The organism is Roseateles sp. P1_C1_2, from assembly GCF_056406535.1.
Genome location: NZ_JBFUAB010000020.1, coordinates 25,470 through 45,804, shown reverse-complemented (window position 1 = coordinate 45,804; position 20,335 = coordinate 25,470). Strand labels below are relative to the sequence as shown.

Sequence of the window (20,335 nt, the reverse complement as noted above, 5' to 3'; positions counted from 1 at the left end):
CGCTCAACGTGCCCGGGCTTCGAGCACGGTCAGGGAGCCGCGCAGCTTGCGCAGGGCTTCTTCCATGCGCGTTTCGCCGGGCGCCGCCAGCAGGCGCGCCTCGCGGCTGGCCAGCATGTCTTCGCGCAGTGTCAGGCCGGCGCGCGCGAACTGCGGCTTCAGCACGGCCGCACGCTCGCGCAGCAGTTCGCGCGTGGCCTGGTAGGCGTGCTCGGCGAGGTGGCGGCGCTGGCTGTAGCTGAAGGTGTTGGCCATGAAGAGCTCGGCATCGCGCGGGTCGGGCTCGAACAGCACGATGTCGGTCTGCGGATGCGTCAGCTCATAGCCCTTCAGGCCGAGGGCCAGGCGCGAATGGATGAGCGAGCGGAAGGTCTGCGACAGCACCAGCGGCAGGCCGCCGTCCACCAGGCGGTGGATGCGCGGTTGCAGCGCCTTCACGGCCGGGCGGCCGAGCTTGCTGGCCAGCTTTTTGGCCCGGCGCGAGCGCGCGTCGCGGGGCGACATGCGGTTGCTTTCGTAGGGCACCAGCGGGTTCAGGCAGATCAGCAGGTCCAGGCCACGGTCCAGCAGCACCGAGGCGTGCAGCGTCTTCTTCAAGGCGCCGTCCACATAGTGCCGGCCATCGATTTCGACCGGCGGAAACAGCCCCGGCAAGGCCGCGCTGGCCTGCACGGCCTGGGAGATGGGCACATGATCCCAGCCCTCGGTGCCGAAGGGGATGGCGTCGCCGCTGTCCAGGTCGGTCGCCACCAGCACGAGGCGGTGACGCAGCTCGCGGAAGTCGTTCGTGCGGCCGGGCAGGGCGAAGACCTGGGTCAAGGCCTCGCCAAAGCGCTCGCTGGACAGCAGGCCGGTCGGCAGCACGCGGCCCAGGCGCTCGATGGCGCCCAGCACGGAGCGGCCTTCCAGCAGCACCTCGCGTGCCGCATCGGCCAGCAGGCCGGGCAGCAGGCGCAGGCGCTCGCCGAACTCGGCCCAGGCTGGCTGCAGCAGCTCGGCGGGGTCGAAGCGGTCGGGCGCTTCGGCGGTGTTCTCGATGAAGGCGGCGCAGAGCTGGCGCGGCGTCATGCCGTTGGCCAGGCCGGCGGCGATGAAGCCGCCCGCGCTGACGCCGATATAGCCGTCGCAGGCGGTGAAGTCGAGGCCACCCACGGCCTCCTCCAAAGCACAAAGGGCGCCAACTTCATAGATGGCGCCCAGTGGGCCTCCGCCCGCCAAGGCCAAACCGATCTTCGGTTGGCTCATGGTCGGAGAGAGTTAACTTGCTTAGGCTTGCGCTGCAGGCGTGGCGGCCGGAGCGGCAGCCTTCTTGGCAGCCGGAGCACGCTTGGCCGGAGCGGCCTTCTTGGCGGCCGGAGCCTTGGGAGCAGCAGCCTTCTTGGCCACAGCCTTGACGGCGGCCTTCACGGGCGCGGCCTTCTTGGCGACGGCCTTGACGGCAGCCTTCTTGGCCGGTGCAGCCTTGGCGACGACGGCCTTCTTCACGGCGGCAGCCTTCTTGACGACGGCCTTCTTGGCCTTGGCAGCGGGCGAAGCCTTCTTCAGGCCAGCCGACACGGCCAGGTCGTCGATGCGCTTGATCAGGCTCTGCACGTCGCCGGCGGAGGGCACGTTCAGGGTCTTGAGGGCCTTGGCGACGCGTTGCTCGAAGATGGTTTCGAGCTTGTCCCAGTGCTGGCCGGCCTTGGCGCCGACATCACCGGCCATGCCGCTGACCTTGGTGGCCACGGCGCTGAGCTTTTCCTCAGCGGCGGATTGGGTCTTCTTTTGCAATTTCAGTCCTTCCGAGACGAGGGCCTCGAAAACCTTGCCGCCTTCGCCCTGGGCCTTGGCGAAAGAGGCCAGGCCGGCGGCCCAGATCTGCTGTGCGCTGTCCTTGACGTTCTTGGCCATGTCGCCATCGAGCAGGCCAGCCGGGAAGCCGGTGGCGGCCGAGGCCTTCTTCTTGTCAGCCATCTTCTGGAGCTTCTTGACCATGGTGGTTCCTTGCGAGTTAGCGAATTGCAGCGGGACTGTAGCGGCGCGACCCCGCGTCAGCACGGCCAATCCTAGTGAGTGCGCTCTACGATGGAGCAGGCCGTTTCCTGGGGAAAGTGCCCAGCGGGCCACCGCAAACCCTGGTCAAGAATCAGCGCGACACGTCCAAATCCACAAGCAGGAGACCCCCCATGCAGTATTTCGTCACTGGCGCCACAGGCTTCATCGGCAAGCGGCTCGTCAAGAAGCTGCTGGCGCGCCGCGGCAGCACGGTCCACTTCCTGATGCGCGAGGAGAGCGCAGCCAAGCTGCCCGACCTGCTCGCCTACTGGGGCGTCAGCAAGACCCGCGCGATTCCCGTCTTCGGCGACCTGACGGGCAAGAAGCTCGGCGTCGCCAGCGACGTCATCAAGAGCCTGAAAGGCCAGATCGATCATCTGTATCACCTGGCTGCGGTCTATGACCTGGGCGCCGACGAGGAGTCGCAGGTCGCCGTCAACATCGAGGGCACCCGCAGCATGGTGGAGTTCGCGCAGGCCATCGATGCCGGCCATGTGCACCACGTCAGCTCGATTGCGGCGGCAGGCCTGTACGAAGGCGTGTTCCGCGAGGACATGTTCGAGGAAGCCGAGAACCTCGATCACCCCTACTTCATGACCAAGCACGAGAGCGAGAAGATCGTGCGCAAGGAGTGCAAGCGTCCCTGGACGGTCTACCGCCCGGCGCTGGTGGTGGGCGACTCCAAGTCCGGCGAGATGGACAAGATCGACGGGCCTTACTACTTCTTCAAGCTGATCCAGCGCATGCGCCAGATCCTGCCGCCGTGGATGCCCAGCGTCGGCCTGGAAGGCGGCCGCATCAACATCGTGCCGGTGGACTTCGTCGTCGAAGCGCTCGACCACATCTCGCACAAGGTCAGCAAGGGCCACGGCTGCTACCACCTCGTCGACCCCAAGGGCTACCGCGTCGGTGACGTGCTGGACATCTTCAGCAAGGCCGCGCATGCGCCCAAGATGAATCTGTTCATCAATGCCGCGTTGATGGGCTTCATTCCCAAGAGCGTCAAGAAGGGCCTGATGGCGCTGGCGCCGGTGCGTCGCATCCGCAATGCCGTCATGAAGGACCTCGGCATTCCCGAGGACATGTTCACCTTCATCAACTACCCGACCCGCTTCGACTGCCGCGACACCGAGGCCGCGCTGAAGGGTTCGGGCATTGCCTGCCCCGACCTCAACGACTACGCCTGGCGACTGTGGGACTACTGGGAGCGTCATCTCGACCCGGCCCTCTTCATCGACCGGTCCTTGCGCGGCGCGACCGGCGGCAAGGTGGTGCTGGTGACGGGCGGTTCCTCGGGCATCGGCCTGGCCGCCGCCATCAAGTTCGCCGAGGCCGGCGCCATCACGCTGATCTGCGCGCGTGACCAGGTCAAGCTCGACGAAGCGGTGGCCGAGATCAAGGAGAAGGCCGGCAAGCAGGCCCAGATCCACGCCTTCGCCTGCGACATCGCCGATGAGGCGGGCTGCGCCGGGCTGATCGAATGGTGCAACGACAACTTCGGCGGCGTCGACTTCCTCATCAACAACGCGGGCCGTTCCATCCGCCGCGCCATCGAGAGCAGCTACGACCGCTTCCACGACTTCCAGCGCACGATGGACCTGAACTACTTCGGCTGCCTGCGCGTGACCATGGGCCTGCTGCCCGGCATGGTGGCCAAGAAGAAGGGCCATGTCGTCAACATCAGCTCCATCGGCGTGCTGACGAACGCGCCGCGCTTCAGCGCCTACGTGGCCAGCAAGGCCGCGCTGGACGCCTGGACGCGCTGCGCCTCCAGCGAGTTCGCCGACACCGGCGTGACCTTCACGACGATCAACATGCCGCTGGTGCGCACGCCGATGATCGCGCCGACGGCGATCTACAAGAACGTGCCGACGCTGGCGCCCGAGGAGGCCGGCGACATGATTGCCCAGGCCTGCATCAACAAGCCGGTGCGCATCGCCACGCGTCTGGGCATCTCGGGCGAGATGCTGCATGCCGCCGCGCCGCGCATCGCGCAGATCGTCATGAACACGACCTTCCGCATGTTCCCCGACAGCTCGGCCGCCAAGGGCGACAAGTCAGGCAAGTCGGGGCTGTCGCCGGAAGCGATTGCCATGCAGCAGATGATGCGAGGCATCCACTTCTAAGCCATCGATGAGCGCCCAGGGGCCACAGAGCCCCGGCGCGTGAAGGGAGGATCTCTTGCAACACTCACACCCTGTCGGGCCGCTGCCGTCCGTCAAGCCGGCGCCCACGCCGCGCAGCTACAAGTTGCGCGCCTGGGGTGCCGTCGCCTCGCTGATCGCCTTCCTGGGCGTCTATTTCGGCCTCGCTGGCTGGTTCGCCTGGACGGCCTGGCGCCTGGGCCAGAGTGTCTTTGCCGGCCGCAGCGATGCCTTCTGGGCCTTTCTGGTGGCCCTGTGCGCGGCGCTGCTGGCCGTCTTCATGCTGAAGGCGCTGTTCTTCCGCCAGCGCCGCGGTGAAGACCACAGCGTGGAGATCCAGTCGAGCGACCAGCCCGCGCTGTTCGTCGAGCTGAATGCGATTGCCGATGCCGTGGGCGCCCCGCGCCCGCACCGCGTGCTGGTGTCGGCGCGCGTCAATGCGGCGGTGTTCTACGACCTGTCGCCGCTGAACCTGCTGTGGCCGACGAAGAAGAACCTCGAGATCGGCCTGGGCCTGGTCAATGTGCTGAACCGCAGCGAGTTGCGTGCGGTGCTGGCCCATGAGTTCGGCCACTTCGCGCAGCGCGCCATGGCCGTGGGCCGCTGGGTCTATGTGGCCCAGCAGATCGCCGCGCGGCTGGTGGCCCAGCGCGACATGCTGGACAACTTCCTGCAGGCCCTGAGCCGCTTCGACTTCCGCATCGCCTGGGTCGGCTGGGTGCTGAGCGTCATCGTCTGGGCCATCCGCAGCCTGGTGGACAGCGTCTTCACCGGTGTGCAGCTGCTGCAGCGCAGCCTGGGGCGCGAGATGGAATACGGCGCCGACGCGGTGGCCGTCGCGCTGACCGGCAGCGACGCCCTCGTGCATGCCCTCTACAAGCTGCAGACGGCCGACATCGACTGGGACCGTGCCGCCGGCGTGGCGAGTGAACTGCGCGCCAAGGAACAGTGGGTGGGCGACCTGTTCGCGCTGCAGGCTGCCATCTCCGAGCGCACCGGCCGCATGCTGGACGACGGCGACTACGGCCGGGTGCCCACGCAGCCCGGCGGCCCCAACCGCCTGTTCGACACCGCCGACAGCGCCGTGCCGCAGATGTGGCGCACCCACCCCCTCAACCACGAGCGCGAGGCGCGCGCCAAGGCCGACTACCGGCCCAGCGAAGTCGACGGGCGCAGCGCCTGGTCGCTGTTCGAGAACGCCGTCGCGCTGCGCGAGCAGGTCACGCGCCGGCTGATCGAGGCGCCCGACGGTGCCAAGCCCATGGATGAGGCAGGCTTGCAGACCGAACTGGACGAGCGCTTCGGCGGCGAGCTGCTGCAGCCGCGCTATCGCGGCGCCTACCTCGGCCGCGCGCTGACCCGCCATGTGGCCGAGCCCGGTCAGCTCGTCGGCGCCTTGCCCGAAGCGGCCGACGGCATCCAGCGCCTGGCGGCCCTCTACCCGGCCAGCCTGGGCGAAGCCGTGCGCCGCTGGCGCCGGGTGGACGCCGACAAGGAGCCCGCCGAGCACGCCGAGCTGCTGGCGGAGCTGCGCCGCCACGACGAGGTCGCCCGTGCCACCCACCTCGCGCTGGCGCGCGCCCTGGGCGATGGCAGCGAAGCAAGGCTGCGCGGCCTGCTGGCGCAATTGCATTACGCCGAACACACCGCTGCCAACCTGCGCGACCTGCGCGGCGTGCTGGCCCACACGGTGCGCGTCGAGAGCACCGGCCGCGTCAGCGAGGCCGGCCGCATGCGCGTGCGGGATGCCGGCGGCCTGCTGCAGCACGCGCTGAGCCAGCTGTATGCCGACGCCCCGGATGTCGTGCTGGACGAAGGCACGCGCAAGCGGCTGGAAGTGGACAGCTGGGCTGCCGGTCTGGGCGAACTCAAGCTGGGCCCGCCCGACATCAGCCACCTGGGCGACTGGCTCGGCGTCGTCGACAGCTGGATGGATCTGGCCGAGCGGGCCCTCAATGGCCTGCGCGGCGCGGTGCTGGCCGAACTGCTTGCCGTTGAAAGCCGCGTGGCCAGCCAGCAACCCGATGCCGGCGCGACCCAGCCGGCGGTCCCGCGCAGCTATGCCACGCTGCTGGACGGCGCCGAGCGCCCGCGCAACCTCACCCCCAGCCTGTGGGCGCGCTTCCTGGCCGCCGAGGGGCGCGGCGCGGCAGCGGCACGCGTCGCCGTGGCCGGCGGCATCGTCGTCGGCGTGCTCGGCTTTGGCGGCGGCTATGGCGACATCAGCGTGCAGGTGCTCAACGGCCTGGACCGCCCGGTGCGCGTGCGCGTCGGCGGCGCCGGCGCCATCACGCTGCCCGCCTTCGGCTCGGCCAGCGTCGGCCAGGCGCCGGACGCGCACCTGCCCATCGTCGCGGAGACCGAGCAGGGTGAACTCATCGAGCGTTTCGAGGTGGCGCTGGAGCACGGCCCAGGCCTGCCGGTCTACAACGTCGCCGGCGCCGCGCCGCTGGTCGAGCTGACCTACACCTATGGCCAGGACGCCGGTTCCGTGCCGCTCAAGGTGGTGGGCGCCGCGCGCTGGTCGTCCAGCCCTGCCGATGTCTTTTTCGGCGACCCGCCGCACAGCGTCTCGGTCAAGCGGGGCCAGACCGAGGTGCGGCGCGTGCTCTACAGCGCCGCCGATGCGATGCCCGGCCTGCAACTCAATCTGTTGCAGGGCGATGCGGCCGCCGCCGAGCGGCTGGGCGCGCTGCATCTGCAGTGGGACCGCCGCGACGCGCCGACGCGCTTCCTCTGGCTGGGCCAGCTGCGCGGCCAGCCGGCACACGCCAGGCTGATGGCTGCCGCCCTGGCGCGCGAGCCGGCCAGCATCGAACTGCAGCGCGAGCGCTTCGACACCCTGCCCGCCGACGAGTTGAAGCCCTTGTGTGACGAGCTCGGCCGCCGGGCGGCCGCGGCGGATGCCGATGGCAACGCGGTCTATCTGGCCGCGCGCTGCCTGCCTGACGGCCCGCTGCGTGACGCCGCGCTGCTGGCCGGCCTGGCGCGCTTCCCTCAGCACGCCTGGCTGGCCTATGGCGCCGCCTGGGTCGAAGCCGGCAACGCCGACTGGCGCGTCGCGCTGCGCGACTACGAGCGGGCCCGCGCCGAGCCCACGCTGGCGCCGTTTGCCACCATCGAGGCCAACCGCCTGAGGCGCCTGCTGGGCGAGCAGCTGCTGGATGCCGAGGCCGAGCGCATCGGCCCGCCCAGCCGCTTGCAGACTGCGCTGGGCCTGCAGGCCACCGCCGGCACGCTGATCACGGAGCCCGAGGCCTACGCCAAGCTGGGCGCCGGCCAACCCAACCAGGTGGCCGCGCTTGCTCCCAGCCCGCACCTGCTGCGCCTGGCTGCAGCTTCCGACGGGGCTTCCGTCGAACTGCGCGGGCGCGCCTCGGCCCTGCCGGCCGGCCAGGGCCTGGACAGGGACACCTATTGGACGGCGTTGGCGCTGGCCGAGCGTGAGCACTGGGCAGCGCCAGCCTTGCCGCAGGCCGGATTGCCAGGGGTGGATGCCCAGGAGCTGCGCAAGCTCGAAGCCTTCCATGCGGCGCTGCGCAGCCCCGCCACGCTGGCCGGCGCCGAGAAGCATCTGCAGGGCCTGTCGCTCGAATTGCGCGGCCAGGCCTACAGCATGGCCACCGTGCTGCTGGGCAACCGCACGCCTCCCGCCTGGCGCGAAGCCGCCAAACGCCTGCTGCTCAGCCACGAGCGCCCTTACTTCAACTGAAAGAGACTGCCGATGAGCTTTGAGATCCATGGCACCGAGGGCATGAGCCCGGCACAGATCCGCCACGAGTTGCAGAACGGCGCGCGCTGCGTCGCCTACGGCTTCTGCATCTCCATCCTCGTGATGTCCTTCAAGCGCAGCTCGGGCCTGCGCCTGCTGCGCGCCGGCGAGGCCGATTGGGGGCGGCGCATCGGCTTCTCGGTGCTGTCCCTGGTGGCCGGGCCCTGGGGCATCCCCTGGGGGCCGATCTGGACGATCAGCACCATCTTCAGCAACCTGGGCGGCGGGCGCAATGTCAGCGCCGAGCTGTTGTCGGCACTTTCCGCGCCGGAGGCCATGCCCACGGCTGCGGAGGCCGGCGCGGCACTCTGACCCACAATCACCGCAGCCCGAGCCCGGCCTTGGCCGGGCTTCTTCATTGAAGGAACTCCATCCATGTTGAGAGGACAACGTGTCGGCCTGCGTTACCTGACCGAGGACGATCTGCCCTGGTTCAAGCGCACGCGCGGCGACCCGCAGATCTACGGCGACTTTCTGGGCACGCGGATGATGACGCCGCATGCCGTGGACCAGCGCTGGAAGGACAACGGCTTCGCCAACGAGGACGCCGAGCGCCTGCTGATCTGTCACCTGCACGACGGTAGCGTCATTGGCGACGTGGTGCACTTCGCCGCGGCCCGCTACACGACGGCGCGCGAGATTGGCTGGACGCTGGCCGACGTCGCGATGCGCGGCCAGGGGCTGGCTTCAGAGGCGGCCGCGCTGCTGGTGGACTATCTGTTCGAGAACTGGCCGGTGAACCGGCTGTCCTGCGGCATGTCGGTGCACAACCACGCGTCGCGGCGCGTGGCCGAGAAGTGCGGCTTCACGCATGAGGGCATCCAGCGCGGCGTCGTCTTCGTGGCGGGTGAGTATGTGGACTGCCATTCGCTGTCGCTGCTGCGCGGCGAGTGGGTGGCAATGAAGGGCAAGAGCGAGTGAAAGATTCCAGGGAATTCGATCTGATCGTCTTCGGCGCGACCGGCTTCACGGGCCGCCTCGTGGCGGAATACCTGCACCTCAGCGGCGCCGGCGGCGCGCGCTGGGCGATCGCGGGGCGCAGCCTCGACAAGCTCGGCAAGGTGCGCGATGAGCTGCATCTGCCGGCGTCCGTCGCGCTGCTGAAGGCCGATGCGCAGGACGCCGCTTCGTTGAAGTCCCTGGTCGCACGGACCCGCTGTGTCATCACGACGGTCGGTCCCTACCAGCTCTACGGCGAGCCGCTGGCCACCGCCTGCGCTTCAGGGGGCACCGATTACGTCGACCTCTGCGGCGAGCCGCTGTGGATGGCCCGCATGATCGACAAGCTGACCCCTGCGGCGCAGAAGAGCGGTGCGCGCATCGTCTTCTCCTGCGGTTTCGATTCCATCCCCTTCGACCTCGGCGTCGTCTACCTGCAGGCCGAGGCGCAGAAGCGCTTCGGCGCGCCCCTGCCCGAGGTGCGCGGCCGCGTCGCCCGCGTCAAGGGCACGGCCTCGGGCGGCACCCTGGCCAGCATGATGGAGACCATCGAGGCCGTGCGCCGTGAGCCCGCGCTGATCAAGGTGATGGCCAACCCCTTTGCGTTGACGCCGGGCTTCAAGGGCCCGCGCCAACCTGGTGGCCAGGGCGCCGACTACGACGACTGGGCCGATCGCTGGAGCGGCCCCTTCTTCATGGCCACCATCAACACCAAGAACGTGCACCGCAGCAATGCCCTGCGCGGCCACCCCTGGGGCACCGATTTCATCTACAGCGAGAAGCTGCTGACCGGCAAGCCCGGCCAGGCCGACAAGGGCCGCAAGAAGGCCGTCGCGCTGGCCCGCTTCAACAAGCTGCAGAACCTGGCCCTGGGCTTCACGCCGACGCGTGCGCTGCTGCGCCGCTTCGTGCTGGCCAAGCCCGGTGAGGGCCCGGACAAGGCCGCCCGGGAGGCGGGCCACTACGAGTGCTGGTTCACCGGCAAGTCGGCCGGCGGCGAGCTGCTGCGCGCCGTCGTCAAGGGCGACCGCGACCCCGGCTATGGCTCGACCTGCAAGCTCATCAGCGAGACGGCCTTGTGCCTCGTGCAGGACGTGAACCGCGACGCGACGGCGGGTGGCGTCTGGACGCCCGGTGCGGCCATGGGCCTGGCCCTGGTGCGCCGCCTGCAGGAGCGCGCCGGCCTGAGCTTCGAGATCGCGGCTTGACGGACGCGCCGCGCTGGGCCGTCAGCCAGCCGCGCATGCACTGGACGCTGGCGGCCAATCTGGCGCAGACGCTGGCGGCGCTGGAGGCGGCCGCGGCGGCCGGTGCCGAGGGCTGCCTCTGCACGGAGCTGGCGCTGACGGGCTTTCACCGTCGCTTGCCCGAACTGCTGGACCCGGCGGCCTTGGCCGATGCCGAGGCGCAGTTGCGCGCGGCCTGCGAGCGGCTGGGCATCGCGGCCGTTGTCGGCCTGCCGAGCCTGGGTGAGGGTGGGGCGGTGTTCAACAGCCATCTCTACATCGACGCCGCGGGCCGGGACCTGGGTCGCGTGCACAAGCGTGGCCTGACCGACAGCGAGGCGACCTTTTTCGCGCGCGGCGGTGCGCGGGGCTGGACGGCCATAGCCGGCGTGCTCGCCACCTCGGTGCTGTGCCGCGAGATGCTGGACGTCGAGGCGCTGCTGCCCGAACTGCGCGCGCCAGCCGCGGACGAGCGGCCGCGTGTCATCTTCTGGCCCAGCTATATCGCCGAATCCGACCCCGAGCAGACGGCGCTCTGCCAGGCCTATCGGGCCGGCGCCGAAGTCCTCGCCCGCGAACTGGACACCTGGGTGCTGCAGAGCAACTGGCCGGAGTCGCTGAACGCGCCCGGGCAGCGCGGCTTCGGTGCGGGCGTCGTCATCGCGCCCGGCGGAAGCCGCGTCCAGACACTGCCGCGTGACGCGGCCGCGCTGGTCGTCGTGGACCTGGCTTAGCGGCGGCGCTTGGCCAGCCAGGCCAGGGCGCCCAGGCCACCCAGCAGCAGGGCGCCGCTGGCCGGTTCGGGCACGGGGGCCAGGTTGCCGCTCACGGTCACGGCGTTCAGGCCCCAGCCTTCGTCGCCAAGGCCCTGGAAGCCGGCGCGCGCCGTGCCTTCGAAGTTGAGGGGGCTTTCATAGCTGAACACCAGCTGGTTGCTGCCGCTGGCCAGCGTGACGGGCAGGCTGATCTGCAATTCGTGGGTGGCGTTGTTGACGATACCGACGGTGGCGCCATGGGGGTCGACCAGCACGCGGCTGTTGCCGCCGCCACCGATGTCCCAGGTCCCGCTGAGCACCTCGCTGCCGTTCAGCGTCACGTGCAGGATGTCGATCCAGAAGTTGTCGCCGTCCAGCGTGGTGTAGCCGGCCAGCGTGAAGGCGAGTTGGCCGGCCCCCGCGCCGGCGGCGAAGTTCAGCGCCACCGAGCTGTTGGTTTCCAGCGCGGCCGTGGGGGCCGGCAGGGTGTAGAGCGTGGCGGCCCAAGTGGGAGCGGCGGCCAGCAGGGTGGTGGCGGCCAACAGCGTCAGGCGGGGCTTGAGAATCATTTCTTGGCTCTTTCGATGGTCGATCGGCGAAATCTAGCCTTTGTCGCGCGGCGCCGTGTCCCACGAACTTGKGAGATGCCCCCAAGCTGCGGGGGCTCAGGCGCGCCGGATCAGCGCCGCATAGCAGCCCCGGCGCGCGAAATGGGCGTGGATGTAGTCGACCTCGGGCTGGGCCAGCAGGCGCTCGATGAGCGCTTCGATGGCCGTGCCGTCGGTGATGTCGGCGTCGACCATCAGGCCGGCCGCATCGAAGGCGCGCAGCGACAGCAGCCGGCGGCGCAGCGCATCGGGCACGGTGTCAACGGCGTCGAAGGCTTGGCCCGCCTGCTCGCGCACGAAGATGGCATGACGCGAGCGGTAGGGCGTGTCGGCCGGCTGGTGCTCGTGGTTGATGAGCAGCACGGACTCGTCTGCCGTGGTGTCGCGCAGCTCGACGCGGTCGGGCAGGCCTTCGCCTTGGTACCGAAGCGCGCCGTGGGCGGCCAGTTCGGCGTCGCTGAGGCCGAAGAGATGGGCAAAGGGTTGGGCGGACAGCCCGGTGATGCGAAAGGACATGGCGTGCTCCGTTGAGGGGATGGACGCCATTGTTCAGACGCGACCGGGCCGCGTCTGGCCGCTATCGGACCTTCAATCGCGGCCGGCGGGGCGTTCGAAGCCGTTGTCCACCCAAGCTTCGGCGGACGCCTGGCTGAGCTTGAAGCCGGCAGCGACCTTGACCTGGGCCAGACGGTCGCCGGCGGCATCGAAGGCCGCCAGCCAGGCATAGGGGTCGTCCTCGGCGGGCACGATCTCCAGCGTGATCTTCAGCCAGTTGCCATCGCGCGCCACATAGAGCGCCTTGTTCAGCTGGGCGTGCAATTGCTGCTCGTGGCGGCGGAGCACCTCGGAGGCCGTCTTCACCAGCGTGTTGAAGGCGTTGACGTCCAGCGGCTTGGGGTTCTTCTTGTCGCGGCCCATCGTCCACGGGCCGACCAGGGCCGGTTCGCTCTCGCCGGCCTTGAACATGGCGACGGCCCAGCCCTCGTCGTCTTCGTTCTTGATGACCTGGGCCGTCCAGCCGTTGTCGCGCCACAGGCGGGCTTCGAAGACGGGTTCGTCCAGATCAGTCATGCCTTCAATCCCTTGGCCAGCAGCTCGGCGACGAGTGCATTGATGCCGCCTTCATGGCTGGTGGCGCGCTCGCGCAGCTGCTCGGTCAACTCGGACGGCAGCTTGCAGGCAAAGGGAACGAGGCCGGCAGCGGCATCCAGCTTGCGCTGGGCCTTGCGGTCGGGCAGCGCAGCGGCTGCGGCGCCGAAGCGGCCGGGGGCCGCCTTGCCGCGCATCGCGCTGTCCAGCTTCAGGCCGGCCAGACGCTCGAGATCGGTTTTCTTCATGCTCATGGAGCGGATTGTCCCCCTTGGAGACAACCCGGCCCGTGAGCGTCAGCCGTTGGCGGCTGGCGCAGCCGGCACGACGGCCGGGGCGCGCTGCACGCGGGTCTTGCCGCCGGTCGTCACGAGGACGACGGGGTCGCCGCTGTTGAAGGCTTCGGCGCCCTTGGCCTGGACGATGGCGCGGCGTTCGCCGTTGCGCAGCTGGACGATGATTTCCAGCGCGTCTTCCTTGGTGGCGGAACGCTCGATGGCGTTGCCGATGACGGCACCGGCGACGGCGCCGATGACGCCGACGACCGCGCCTTCACGGCGGCCGCCGACCGAGCTGCCGGCAATGGCGCCGGTCACGCCACCGGCCACGCCGCCGACGCCGCTCTGCGAGCCGTCCACGGTGACGGGGCGGGAGGACAGCACGGTGGCGTCCTGGACCTGCGACAGGCGCTGCGCGTCACCGCGCTGGACGACATCGGGGCTGGTCGTCGAGCAGGCCGACAGCGCAACAGCCGCGGCCAGGGTGAGGGAAGTCATGAGCTTGGACATTCGAATACTCCTTGGGCAAAACGGCAGCCCAACGCTGGCAATTGTCCTGCCGTTGACGGCTCGACGCTCTCGACTACAACTCTTTACCGTTGAAGGTCAACGGGAATGACCCTGTCACCCGTGCAGGCGCGAGTTGCGCGGCACGCTGGCGAGCAGGAATTCCATCTGGTCGGCCAGGATGCGGCGGCCGCGCAGGATCATGTCCTCGTGCAGGCTGGGCACATAGGGCAGGTAGAGCAGGCTCATGTGCGCCTCTTCCGGCATCCGGTTGCCCTTGCGGCCGTTGCAGGGTCGGCAGGCGGTGATGCAGTTCATCCAGGTGTCGTAGCCGCCGCGCGACGTCGGGTGGATGTGTTCGCGCGTCAGGTCTTCCGGCAGGCAGTGGTGGCCGCAGTAGGCGCAGACGAAGCGGTCGCGCACGAAGAGCTTGCTGTTGGTCAGGGCCGGCGCCTGGCGCCAGGCTCGGCTGGGCACGGCACCGCGCACGGCAATGATGGGATGGACTTCGATGCGCGACTGGCGGCCGGTGATGCGCTGCCAGCCCCCGCGCAGCACCTGGCAGGGGTCGCCCAGCGTCCAGGCGACGCCATCGCAGGCGTAGATCACGGCCGCTTCGCGGGTCGTGATCCAGGCCTGGGGGCGGCCGGAGACATCGAGTTGGAGCACATCCACAGAAGTCAACCTCCTGCCGGAGACTACTTCAGAAGCGACCTGGCGCTCAAGCACTGGTCCATGACACGTGGCGGTGGTGTCTGTATTTGGGGCCGAGCGCCGGGCCGCCCCTAGCCGGCCCGTAGGGCGAAGTGCATGCGGCTCGATGCCGCATGCGTCGCCATCCCCTCGGGGGATCGGCCGGACACGCCCCGCGTTCAGTGGTGTGAGGCCGGACGAGGGGCTAGGGTTTGCGCTAGGTTGGTGGCAGTATTAGACACATCACCCTAGGATTTAGGGGCACGAGGCTGGCGCTGTCGCGGGAGCGACCTGCAAAATAGAACGATCGTTCGTTTTATTCCTGCCTGGTCTGTCCGTGAGCACGCTGCCCGTCCCCGCCAAGAAAACCGCCCCGCTGCGCGTTGCGAAGCCGGCCCGCGTTGCGCGCTCGCTGCAAAAAGGCCAGCAGACCCGCGCTGCCATCCTCGAGGCCGCCCTCGGCCTGGCCTCGCACATGGGCCTGGAAGGCCTGTCCATCGGCGCGCTGGCCGATGTGACGGCCATGAGCAAGTCGGGCGTCTTTGCCCACTTCGGCTCGCGTGAGGAACTGCAGATCGCGGTCGTCACGGAGTATCACGCCAAGTTCGAGGAAGAAGTCTTCTTCACCGCCATCCGCGAGACCCGTGGCCTGCCGCGGCTGCGCGCGATGTTCGAGCGCTGGGTGCGCCGCGTGTCGGTGGAAGTGGATTCCGGCTGCATCTACATCAGCGGCGCCGTCGAGTTCGACGATCGCCCCGGCCCGGTGCGCGACGCGCTGGTGGCCATGGTCAAGGCCTGGCATGCGGCCCTGCAGAAGGCCATCCAGCTGTCCATCAGCGAGGGCCATCTGAAGGCCGATGCCGACGTCGAGCAGATCTGCTTCGAACTGCACGGCCTCATCCTGTCCCTGCACCACGATGCGCGCTTCATGCGCATCCCCGGGGCGCTGGCGCGCGCCGGTATCGGTTTCGACCGAACCATCCAGTTCTATGCCACGCCGCTGGGCCTCGACATCGAGGGCAGCCGCAAGCTTCCAAAGACCGGCGCCACCAAGCGCTGACCTGTTTCTTGACCCACTGACCGTTCCAGGAGTACCCGATGCCCCAGTACACCCCGCCCATGCGTGACATGCAGTTCGTCATGCACGAGCTGTTGAACGTCGTCGACGAGCTGAAGATGTTGCCGGCTCATGCCGACATCGACGCCGACACGATCAACGCGGTGCTCGAGGAAGGTGGCAAGTTCGCCGCCGAAGTCATCGCCCCGATCAACCTCAGCGGCGACTCCGAAGGTTGCACCCTCGACAAGGCCACCCACGAGGTGCGCACGCCCAAGGGCTTCAAGGACGCCTACCAGCAGTACGTCGAAGGCGGCTGGGCAGCCCTCTCCTGCGACACGCAGTTCGGCGGCCAGGGCCTGCCGTATCTGGTGAACCAGTTCTTCTACGAGATGCTGAACTCGGCCAACCAGGCCTGGACGATGTATCCCGGCCTGAGTCACGGCGCCTACGAGGCCCTGCATGCCCACGGCACGCCCGAGCAGCAGGCCACCTATCTGCCCAAGCTGACCAGCGGCGAATGGACCGGCACCATGTGCCTGACCGAGCCGCACTGCGGCACCGACCTCGGCATGCTGCGCACCAAGGCCGAACCGCAGGCGGACGGCACGTACAAGATCACCGGCGCCAAGATCTTCATCTCGGCCGGTGAGCACGACATGGCCGCCAACATCATCCACCTGGTGCTCGCGCGCCTGCCGGATGCGCCGCAGGGCTCCAAGGGCATCTCGCTGTTCGTCGTGCCCAAGTTCAACATCAACGCCGACGGCTCGCTGGGTTCGCGCAACGGCATCTTCTGCTCCGGCCTCGAGCACAAGATGGGCATCCACGGCAACTCCACCGCGCAGATCGTGCTGGAAGGCGCCGTCGGCACCATGGTGGGCCAGCCCAACAAGGGCCTGGCCGCGATGTTCGTCATGATGAACGCGGCCCGCCTGGGCGTGGGCAACCAGTCCCTCGGCCTGACCGAGGTGGCCTACCAGAACGCCGTGGCCTATGCGAAGGATCGCCTGCAGATGCGCGCGCTCTCCGGCCCCAAGGCGCCGGACAAGCCCGCCGACCCCATCATCGTCCACCCCGATGTGCGCAAGATGCTGCTGACCGCTCGCGCCTTCGCCGAAGGCGGCCGCATGCTGCAGGGCTACACCGTGCTGCAGCTCGACAAGGCCATCAAGAGCGATGACGAGGACGAGCGCAAGGAAGCCGACGCCGAAGTCGCGCTGCTGACGCCCATCATCAAGGCCTTCATCACCGACAACGGCTGGCTGGCCACGTCGCACTGCATGCAGGTGTTCGGCGGCCACGGCTTCATCCATGAGTCGGGCATGGAGCAGTTCGTGCGCGATGCGCGCATCAACATGATCTATGAGGGCACCAACACCATCCAGTCGTTGGACCTGCTGGGCCGCAAGGTGCTGGGCAACAACGGCGCCACGCTGAAGAAGTTCGGCAAGAAGATCGCCGCCTTCATCGAGGAAGAGGGCACCAACGAAGCCATGCAGGAGTTCGTCAACCCGCTCGCCGACCTCGGCGACAAGGTCAACAAGCTCACGCAGGAAATCGGCATGAAGGCCTTCGGCAACCCCGACGAAGTCGGCGCCGCGGCGGTGGACTATCTGCGCGTGGTCGGCCACATGACCTTTGCATTCTTCTTCGCCCAGGCCGCCAAGATCGCGCTGGCCAAGAAGGACAGCGGCGACCCGTTCTACACCGCCAAGCTGGCCACGGCGCGCTTCTACTTCGCCAAGCTGCTGCCCGAGACGGCGACGCTGATCCGCACCTGCCGTGCGGGCCTGGCGCCGCTGATGGAAATGGAAGAAGCCCTGTTCTGAGACAAGGTCGAGCCCGCTCGACGACAAGGATGCCCCCGATGAAACTCCTGTTCGCTGCCGCCCTGCTGTTGCCCGCGTTTGCCTTCGCGCAGACTTCACCCGTGGGCCTGTGGAAGACCATCGACGACGACGGCAAAACCGCGAAGTCGCTGGTCCGCATCAGCGAACAGGGGGGCACCCTCGTGGGCAGCATCGACAAGCTGCTGGACCCGAAAGACCCTGTCGACGGCAAGTGCGACAAGTGCAGCGACGATCGCAAGGACAAGCCCGTCGTGGGCCTGCAGATCATCCGCGGCGTGAAGGCCGAGGGTGAGGGCATCTGGGGCGGCGGCGAGATCCTCGACCCCAACAACGGCAAGACCTACCGCACCCGCTTGAAGCCGGTGGACGGTGGCAAGAAACTGGAGATGCGCGGCTACATCGGCCCCTTCTACCGCACGCAGACCTGGCTCCGCGTGGAATGACAGACATCAACGATTGAGACAGGAGAAGTACATGAGTCGATTCCAAGTCCGCAAGGTCGCCGTGCTCGGCGCCGGCGTGATGGGCGCACAGATCGCCGCCCACCTGGTCAACTGCAAGGTGCCGGTCGTGCTGTTCGATCTGCCCGCCAAGGAAGGTGCCAAGAACGGCATCGTCACCAAGGCCGTCGACGGCCTGAAGAAGCTCAAGCCCGCACCTCTGGGCGACAGCGCTGAAGCGACGCTGATCCAGCAGGCCAACTACGAAGAGCACCTGGAAGTGCTGAAGGGCTGCGACCTCATCATCGAGGCCATCGCCGAGCGCATGGACTGGAAGCTCGACCTGTACACCAAGATCGCGCCCTTCGTGGCGCCGCACGCCATCGTCGCGTCCAACACCTCGGGGCTGAGCATCACCAAGCTCTCCGAAGTGCTGCCCGAAGAAATCAAGCCGCGCTTCTGCGGCATCCACTTCTTCAACCCGCCGCGCTATATGGCGCTGGTGGAACTGATCAACACGCCGACCACCCAGCCGGAAATCCTCGACCAGCTCGAAGCCTTCGTGACCACGTCACTGGGCAAGAGCGTCGTGCGCGCCCACGACACGCCCAACTTTGTCGCCAACCGGGTTGGCATCGCCGGCATGATGGCCACGATGATCGAGGCCGAGAAGTTCGGCCTCTCCGTGGACGTCGTCGACGACCTGACCGGCAAGAAGCTGGGCCGCGCCTCCAGCGGCACCTTCCGCACCGCGGACGTCGTCGGCCTGGACACCATGGCCCACGTCGTCAAGACCATGCAGGACAACCTGAAGGACGACCCCTTCTACTCGACCTACGCCACGCCCAAGGTGCTGGCGGGTCTGATCGAAAAGGGCGCCCTGGGCCAGAAGACTGGCGCCGGCTTCTACAAGAAGGTCGGCAAGGACATCCAGCGCCTGGACTTCGCGACCGGTGACTACGTCGCCGGTGGCAAGAAGGCCGACGAGATCGTCGCCCGCATGCTGAAGAAGGCGCCGGCCGACCGCCTCAAGCTGCTGCGCGAGAGCACCAACCCGCAAGCCCAGTTCCTGTGGGCCATCCTGCGCGACAGCTTCCACTACGCGGCCGTGCACCTGAACACGGTGGCCGACACGGCCCGCGAGATCGACTTCGCGATGCGTTGGGGTTTCGGCACCACCCAAGGCCCCTTCGAGCTTTGGCAGGCCGCCGGCTGGAAGCAAGTGGCTGAATGGATTTCCGCCGACATCGCCGACGGCAAGACGCTGTCCAGCGCGCCGCTGCCGGCCTGGGTGACCGAAGGCCCTGTGGCTGAAGCCGGTGGCGTGCACACGCCGGCCGGTTCGTGGAGCGCCGCTGAAGGCAAGTTCAAGCCGCGCAGCGAGCTGCCGGTCTACAAGCGCCAGGCCTTCCCGGAGAGCCTGCTGGGCTCCGGCGCCGCCGACCCGCTGAAGTCGGGCACCGAGCTGTTCAAGAACGAGGAAGTGCGCGTCTGGACGTTGGACGGCAACGTCGTCATCGCTTCCATCACCGCCAAGCTGCACCTGATCAGCCCGGCCGTCACCGAAGGCCTGCTGAAGGCCGTCGAGATCGCCGAAGCCGACTACAAGGGCCTGGTGATCTGGAGCCCGGACGATGTGTTCTCCGCTGGCGCCAACCTCGAAAGCCTGATGCCTGTCTTCATGAAGATGGGCAGCAAGGGCATCGCGCCGGAAGAGAAGAAGCTGCAGGACATGATGCTGCGCCTGCGCTACGCCAGCGTGCCGGTCGTCGCCGCGATGCGCGGCCTGGCCCTGGGCGGTGGTGCCGAGCTGGCCGTGCACTGCGCGCGCCGTGTCGCCCACGTCGAGAGCTATGTGGGCCTGGTCGAAGTCGGCGTGGGCCTGGTGCCCGGCGGCGGCGGCCTGACTTATATCGCCCGTCGCGCCGCCGAGATGGCCGCCGCTGGCAATGCCGGTGCCGACATCCTGGCCTTCCTGAAAGACGGCTTCCTGACCGCAGCCACGGCCAAGGTCGCGACCTCGGCGCACGAAGCCAAGAAGAACGGCTTCCTGCTGGACAGCGACATCATCGTGCCGCACAAGGATGAGTTGCTGCACGTGGCGACAGCCACCGCCATCGGCATGTCCGAAGCCGGTTACCGCCCGCCGCACAAGGCGCTGTTCCCGGTCGCCGGCCGCAGCGGCATCGCGACGATCAAGGGCCAGGTCGCCAATATGCGCGACGGCGGCTTCGTCAGCGCCCACGACTACCACCTGGCCGCGGCGATTGCCGACGTGGTCTGCGGTGGTGAGGTCGAGGCCGGTTCCCTCGTCACCGAGGAATACCTGATGGCGTTGGAGCGCAAGCACTTCTGCAGCTTGCTCGACAACCCGAAGACTCAAGAGCGAATCATGGGCATGTTGCAAACCGGCAAGCCTGTCCGCAACTGAGATCAATCGTGAACCGGCTTCAACGCACCCTCGCCAAGCTGGACGGCCTGCCTGGCCCGCTGCGGGGCGCCGCGCGCAACTTCGCGTTGCGCCGCGCAGTGCCCTTCACGGGCACGGCATCGCTCGATTTCATTGCCCTCACGCCCGAGAGCAGCGAGATCCGCGTCGCCAACAAACGCCCGGTGCAGAACCACATCAAGGGCGTGCATGCGGCTGCGATGTCGCTGCTCGCCGAGACCGCCACCGGCATGGTGGTGGGCATGAATGTGCGTGACGACTGCCTGCCGCTGTGCAAGTCGCTGCAGGTGAATTTCAGGAAGCGTGCGACCGGCGGCCTGACCGCCAAGGCGCACCTGACGGAAGCGCAACGCGCCAGCATGGCCAGCGACACCAAGGGCGAAGTGCGCGTCGCCGTGACCGTGACCGACGAAGCCGGCATCGAGCCGATCGAGTGTGAATTTGTCTGGGCCTGGGTGCCCAAAGAAAAGCCCCAGGCTTAAGTAAAG

Annotated in this window: 19 protein-coding genes; 11 read left to right on the top strand and 8 right to left on the bottom strand. The window is 68.2% G+C overall.

Going from position 1 to position 20,335, the window contains the following annotated elements:
- Window positions 1–3: 3 nt before the first annotated feature.
- Together AC1D2H_RS20110 and AC1D2H_RS20105 are read right to left on the bottom strand one after the other, a co-directional pair.
- Window positions 4–1,245: a patatin-like phospholipase family protein gene (locus AC1D2H_RS20110; protein WP_478012202.1), complete on the bottom strand. Its 1,242-nt coding sequence runs from the start codon at window positions 1,243–1,245 to the stop codon at window positions 4–6.
- A gap of 21 nt (window positions 1,246–1,266) precedes the next feature.
- Window positions 1,267–1,977, bottom strand: a complete 711-nt coding sequence (locus tag AC1D2H_RS20105; RefSeq protein ID WP_478012201.1) for a phasin family protein — start codon at window positions 1,975–1,977, stop codon at window positions 1,267–1,269.
- A 191-nt stretch (window positions 1,978–2,168) separates the two neighbouring features.
- On the opposite strand from AC1D2H_RS20105, the gene AC1D2H_RS20100 reads away from it, so the two are divergent.
- The 6 genes from AC1D2H_RS20100 to AC1D2H_RS20075 all read left to right on the top strand — a co-directional run bounded on the left by AC1D2H_RS20100 (window position 2,169) and on the right by AC1D2H_RS20075 (window position 10,852).
- On the top strand, window positions 2,169–4,163 hold the full coding sequence (locus AC1D2H_RS20100) for an SDR family oxidoreductase (protein ID WP_477930907.1): 1,995 nt from the start codon (window positions 2,169–2,171) through the stop codon (window positions 4,161–4,163).
- A 55-nt stretch (window positions 4,164–4,218) separates the two neighbouring features.
- The gene (locus AC1D2H_RS20095; RefSeq protein ID WP_478012200.1) at window positions 4,219–7,893 is read left to right on the top strand and encodes a M48 family metalloprotease; all 3,675 of its coding nucleotides are present in this window, start codon (window positions 4,219–4,221) and stop codon (window positions 7,891–7,893) included.
- 12 nt (window positions 7,894–7,905) lie between these two features.
- The gene (locus AC1D2H_RS20090; protein ID WP_477930904.1) at window positions 7,906–8,265 is read left to right on the top strand and encodes a hypothetical protein; all 360 of its coding nucleotides are present in this window, start codon (window positions 7,906–7,908) and stop codon (window positions 8,263–8,265) included.
- 63 nt (window positions 8,266–8,328) lie between these two features.
- Window positions 8,329–8,874, top strand: coding sequence for a GNAT family N-acetyltransferase (locus tag AC1D2H_RS20085; protein WP_477930902.1), 546 nt, complete (start codon window positions 8,329–8,331; stop codon window positions 8,872–8,874).
- Window positions 8,871–10,100, top strand: a complete 1,230-nt coding sequence (locus AC1D2H_RS20080) for a saccharopine dehydrogenase family protein (protein WP_478012199.1) — start codon at window positions 8,871–8,873, stop codon at window positions 10,098–10,100. The genes AC1D2H_RS20085 and AC1D2H_RS20080 overlap by 4 nt, the downstream gene beginning before the upstream one ends.
- Window positions 10,097–10,852 (top strand): nitrilase-related carbon-nitrogen hydrolase, encoded by a 756-nt coding sequence (locus tag AC1D2H_RS20075; protein WP_478012198.1) that lies wholly within the window; start codon window positions 10,097–10,099, stop codon window positions 10,850–10,852. The genes AC1D2H_RS20080 and AC1D2H_RS20075 overlap by 4 nt, the downstream gene beginning before the upstream one ends.
- On the opposite strand, the gene AC1D2H_RS20070 is transcribed toward AC1D2H_RS20075, so the two are convergent.
- From AC1D2H_RS20070 to AC1D2H_RS20045, 6 genes are all read right to left on the bottom strand, one after another.
- Entirely contained in the window at window positions 10,849–11,442 is a 594-nt protein-coding gene (locus tag AC1D2H_RS20070; RefSeq protein WP_478012197.1) for a PEP-CTERM sorting domain-containing protein, read from the bottom strand. The genes AC1D2H_RS20075 and AC1D2H_RS20070 overlap by 4 nt on opposite strands.
- 96 nt (window positions 11,443–11,538) lie before the next feature.
- Window positions 11,539–11,997 carry a DUF1203 domain-containing protein gene (locus AC1D2H_RS20065; RefSeq protein ID WP_477930895.1) on the bottom strand — a complete coding sequence of 153 codons (459 nt, stop codon included), beginning with the start codon at window positions 11,995–11,997 and terminating at the stop codon, window positions 11,539–11,541.
- 72 nt (window positions 11,998–12,069) lie between these two features.
- Window positions 12,070–12,552 carry a hypothetical protein gene (locus AC1D2H_RS20060; RefSeq protein WP_478012196.1) on the bottom strand — a complete coding sequence of 161 codons (483 nt, stop codon included), beginning with the start codon at window positions 12,550–12,552 and terminating at the stop codon, window positions 12,070–12,072.
- Entirely contained in the window at window positions 12,549–12,824 is a 276-nt protein-coding gene (locus tag AC1D2H_RS20055) for a hypothetical protein (protein ID WP_477930891.1), read from the bottom strand. Before AC1D2H_RS20055 ends, AC1D2H_RS20060 begins: the two co-directional genes overlap by 4 nt.
- 42 nt (window positions 12,825–12,866) lie before the next feature.
- Window positions 12,867–13,346, bottom strand: coding sequence for an outer membrane lipoprotein (locus AC1D2H_RS20050; RefSeq protein WP_477930889.1), 480 nt, complete (start codon window positions 13,344–13,346; stop codon window positions 12,867–12,869).
- Window positions 13,347–13,472: 126 nt separating this feature from the next.
- Window positions 13,473–14,030 (bottom strand): HNH endonuclease, encoded by a 558-nt coding sequence (locus AC1D2H_RS20045; RefSeq protein ID WP_477930887.1) that lies wholly within the window; start codon window positions 14,028–14,030, stop codon window positions 13,473–13,475.
- A gap of 364 nt (window positions 14,031–14,394) precedes the next feature.
- Here AC1D2H_RS20045 and AC1D2H_RS20040 point away from each other — a divergent pair, with 364 nt between their 5' ends.
- The 5 genes from AC1D2H_RS20040 to AC1D2H_RS20020 are packed head-to-tail and all read left to right on the top strand — an operon-like array spanning window position 14,395 to window position 20,329.
- Window positions 14,395–15,108, top strand: a complete 714-nt coding sequence (locus AC1D2H_RS20040; RefSeq protein ID WP_477931078.1) for a TetR/AcrR family transcriptional regulator — start codon at window positions 14,395–14,397, stop codon at window positions 15,106–15,108.
- Window positions 15,109–15,146: 38 nt separating this feature from the next.
- On the top strand, window positions 15,147–16,937 hold the full coding sequence (locus AC1D2H_RS20035) for an acyl-CoA dehydrogenase C-terminal domain-containing protein (RefSeq protein ID WP_478012195.1): 1,791 nt from the start codon (window positions 15,147–15,149) through the stop codon (window positions 16,935–16,937).
- Between the two features lie 38 nt (window positions 16,938–16,975).
- Window positions 16,976–17,401 carry a DUF2147 domain-containing protein gene (locus AC1D2H_RS20030; RefSeq protein ID WP_477930884.1) on the top strand — a complete coding sequence of 142 codons (426 nt, stop codon included), beginning with the start codon at window positions 16,976–16,978 and terminating at the stop codon, window positions 17,399–17,401.
- 31 nt (window positions 17,402–17,432) lie between these two features.
- Entirely contained in the window at window positions 17,433–19,829 is a 2,397-nt protein-coding gene (locus AC1D2H_RS20025; protein WP_478012194.1) for a 3-hydroxyacyl-CoA dehydrogenase/enoyl-CoA hydratase family protein, read from the top strand.
- A gap of 8 nt (window positions 19,830–19,837) precedes the next feature.
- A complete protein-coding gene (locus tag AC1D2H_RS20020) occupies window positions 19,838–20,329 on the top strand; it encodes a DUF4442 domain-containing protein (RefSeq protein WP_477930880.1) in 492 nt (163 codons plus the stop codon).
- Window positions 20,330–20,335 lie beyond the last annotated feature (6 nt).

Bases quoted from the DNA above. Each gene is read 5' to 3' on its own strand.
- AC1D2H_RS20110 (WP_478012202.1), bottom strand. From the start codon at position 1,245: ATGAGCCAACCGAAGATCGGTTTGGCCTTGGCGGGCGGAGGCCCACTG.
- AC1D2H_RS20105 (WP_478012201.1), bottom strand. From the start codon at position 1,977: ATGGTCAAGAAGCTCCAGAAGATGGCTGACAAGAAGAAGGCCTCGGCC.
- AC1D2H_RS20100 (WP_477930907.1), top strand. From the start codon at position 2,169: ATGCAGTATTTCGTCACTGGCGCCACAGGCTTCATCGGCAAGCGGCTC.
- AC1D2H_RS20090 (WP_477930904.1), top strand. From the start codon at position 7,906: ATGAGCTTTGAGATCCATGGCACCGAGGGCATGAGCCCGGCACAGATC.
- AC1D2H_RS20085 (WP_477930902.1), top strand. From the start codon at position 8,329: ATGTTGAGAGGACAACGTGTCGGCCTGCGTTACCTGACCGAGGACGAT.
- AC1D2H_RS20070 (WP_478012197.1), bottom strand. From the start codon at position 11,442: ATGATTCTCAAGCCCCGCCTGACGCTGTTGGCCGCCACCACCCTGCTG.
- AC1D2H_RS20065 (WP_477930895.1), bottom strand. From the start codon at position 11,997: ATGTCCTTTCGCATCACCGGGCTGTCCGCCCAACCCTTTGCCCATCTC.
- AC1D2H_RS20060 (WP_478012196.1), bottom strand. From the start codon at position 12,552: ATGACTGATCTGGACGAACCCGTCTTCGAAGCCCGCCTGTGGCGCGAC.
- AC1D2H_RS20055 (WP_477930891.1), bottom strand. From the start codon at position 12,824: ATGAGCATGAAGAAAACCGATCTCGAGCGTCTGGCCGGCCTGAAGCTG.
- AC1D2H_RS20050 (WP_477930889.1), bottom strand. From the start codon at position 13,346: ATGACTTCCCTCACCCTGGCCGCGGCTGTTGCGCTGTCGGCCTGCTCG.
- AC1D2H_RS20035 (WP_478012195.1), top strand. From the start codon at position 15,147: ATGCCCCAGTACACCCCGCCCATGCGTGACATGCAGTTCGTCATGCAC.
- AC1D2H_RS20030 (WP_477930884.1), top strand. From the start codon at position 16,976: ATGAAACTCCTGTTCGCTGCCGCCCTGCTGTTGCCCGCGTTTGCCTTC.
- AC1D2H_RS20025 (WP_478012194.1), top strand. From the start codon at position 17,433: ATGAGTCGATTCCAAGTCCGCAAGGTCGCCGTGCTCGGCGCCGGCGTG.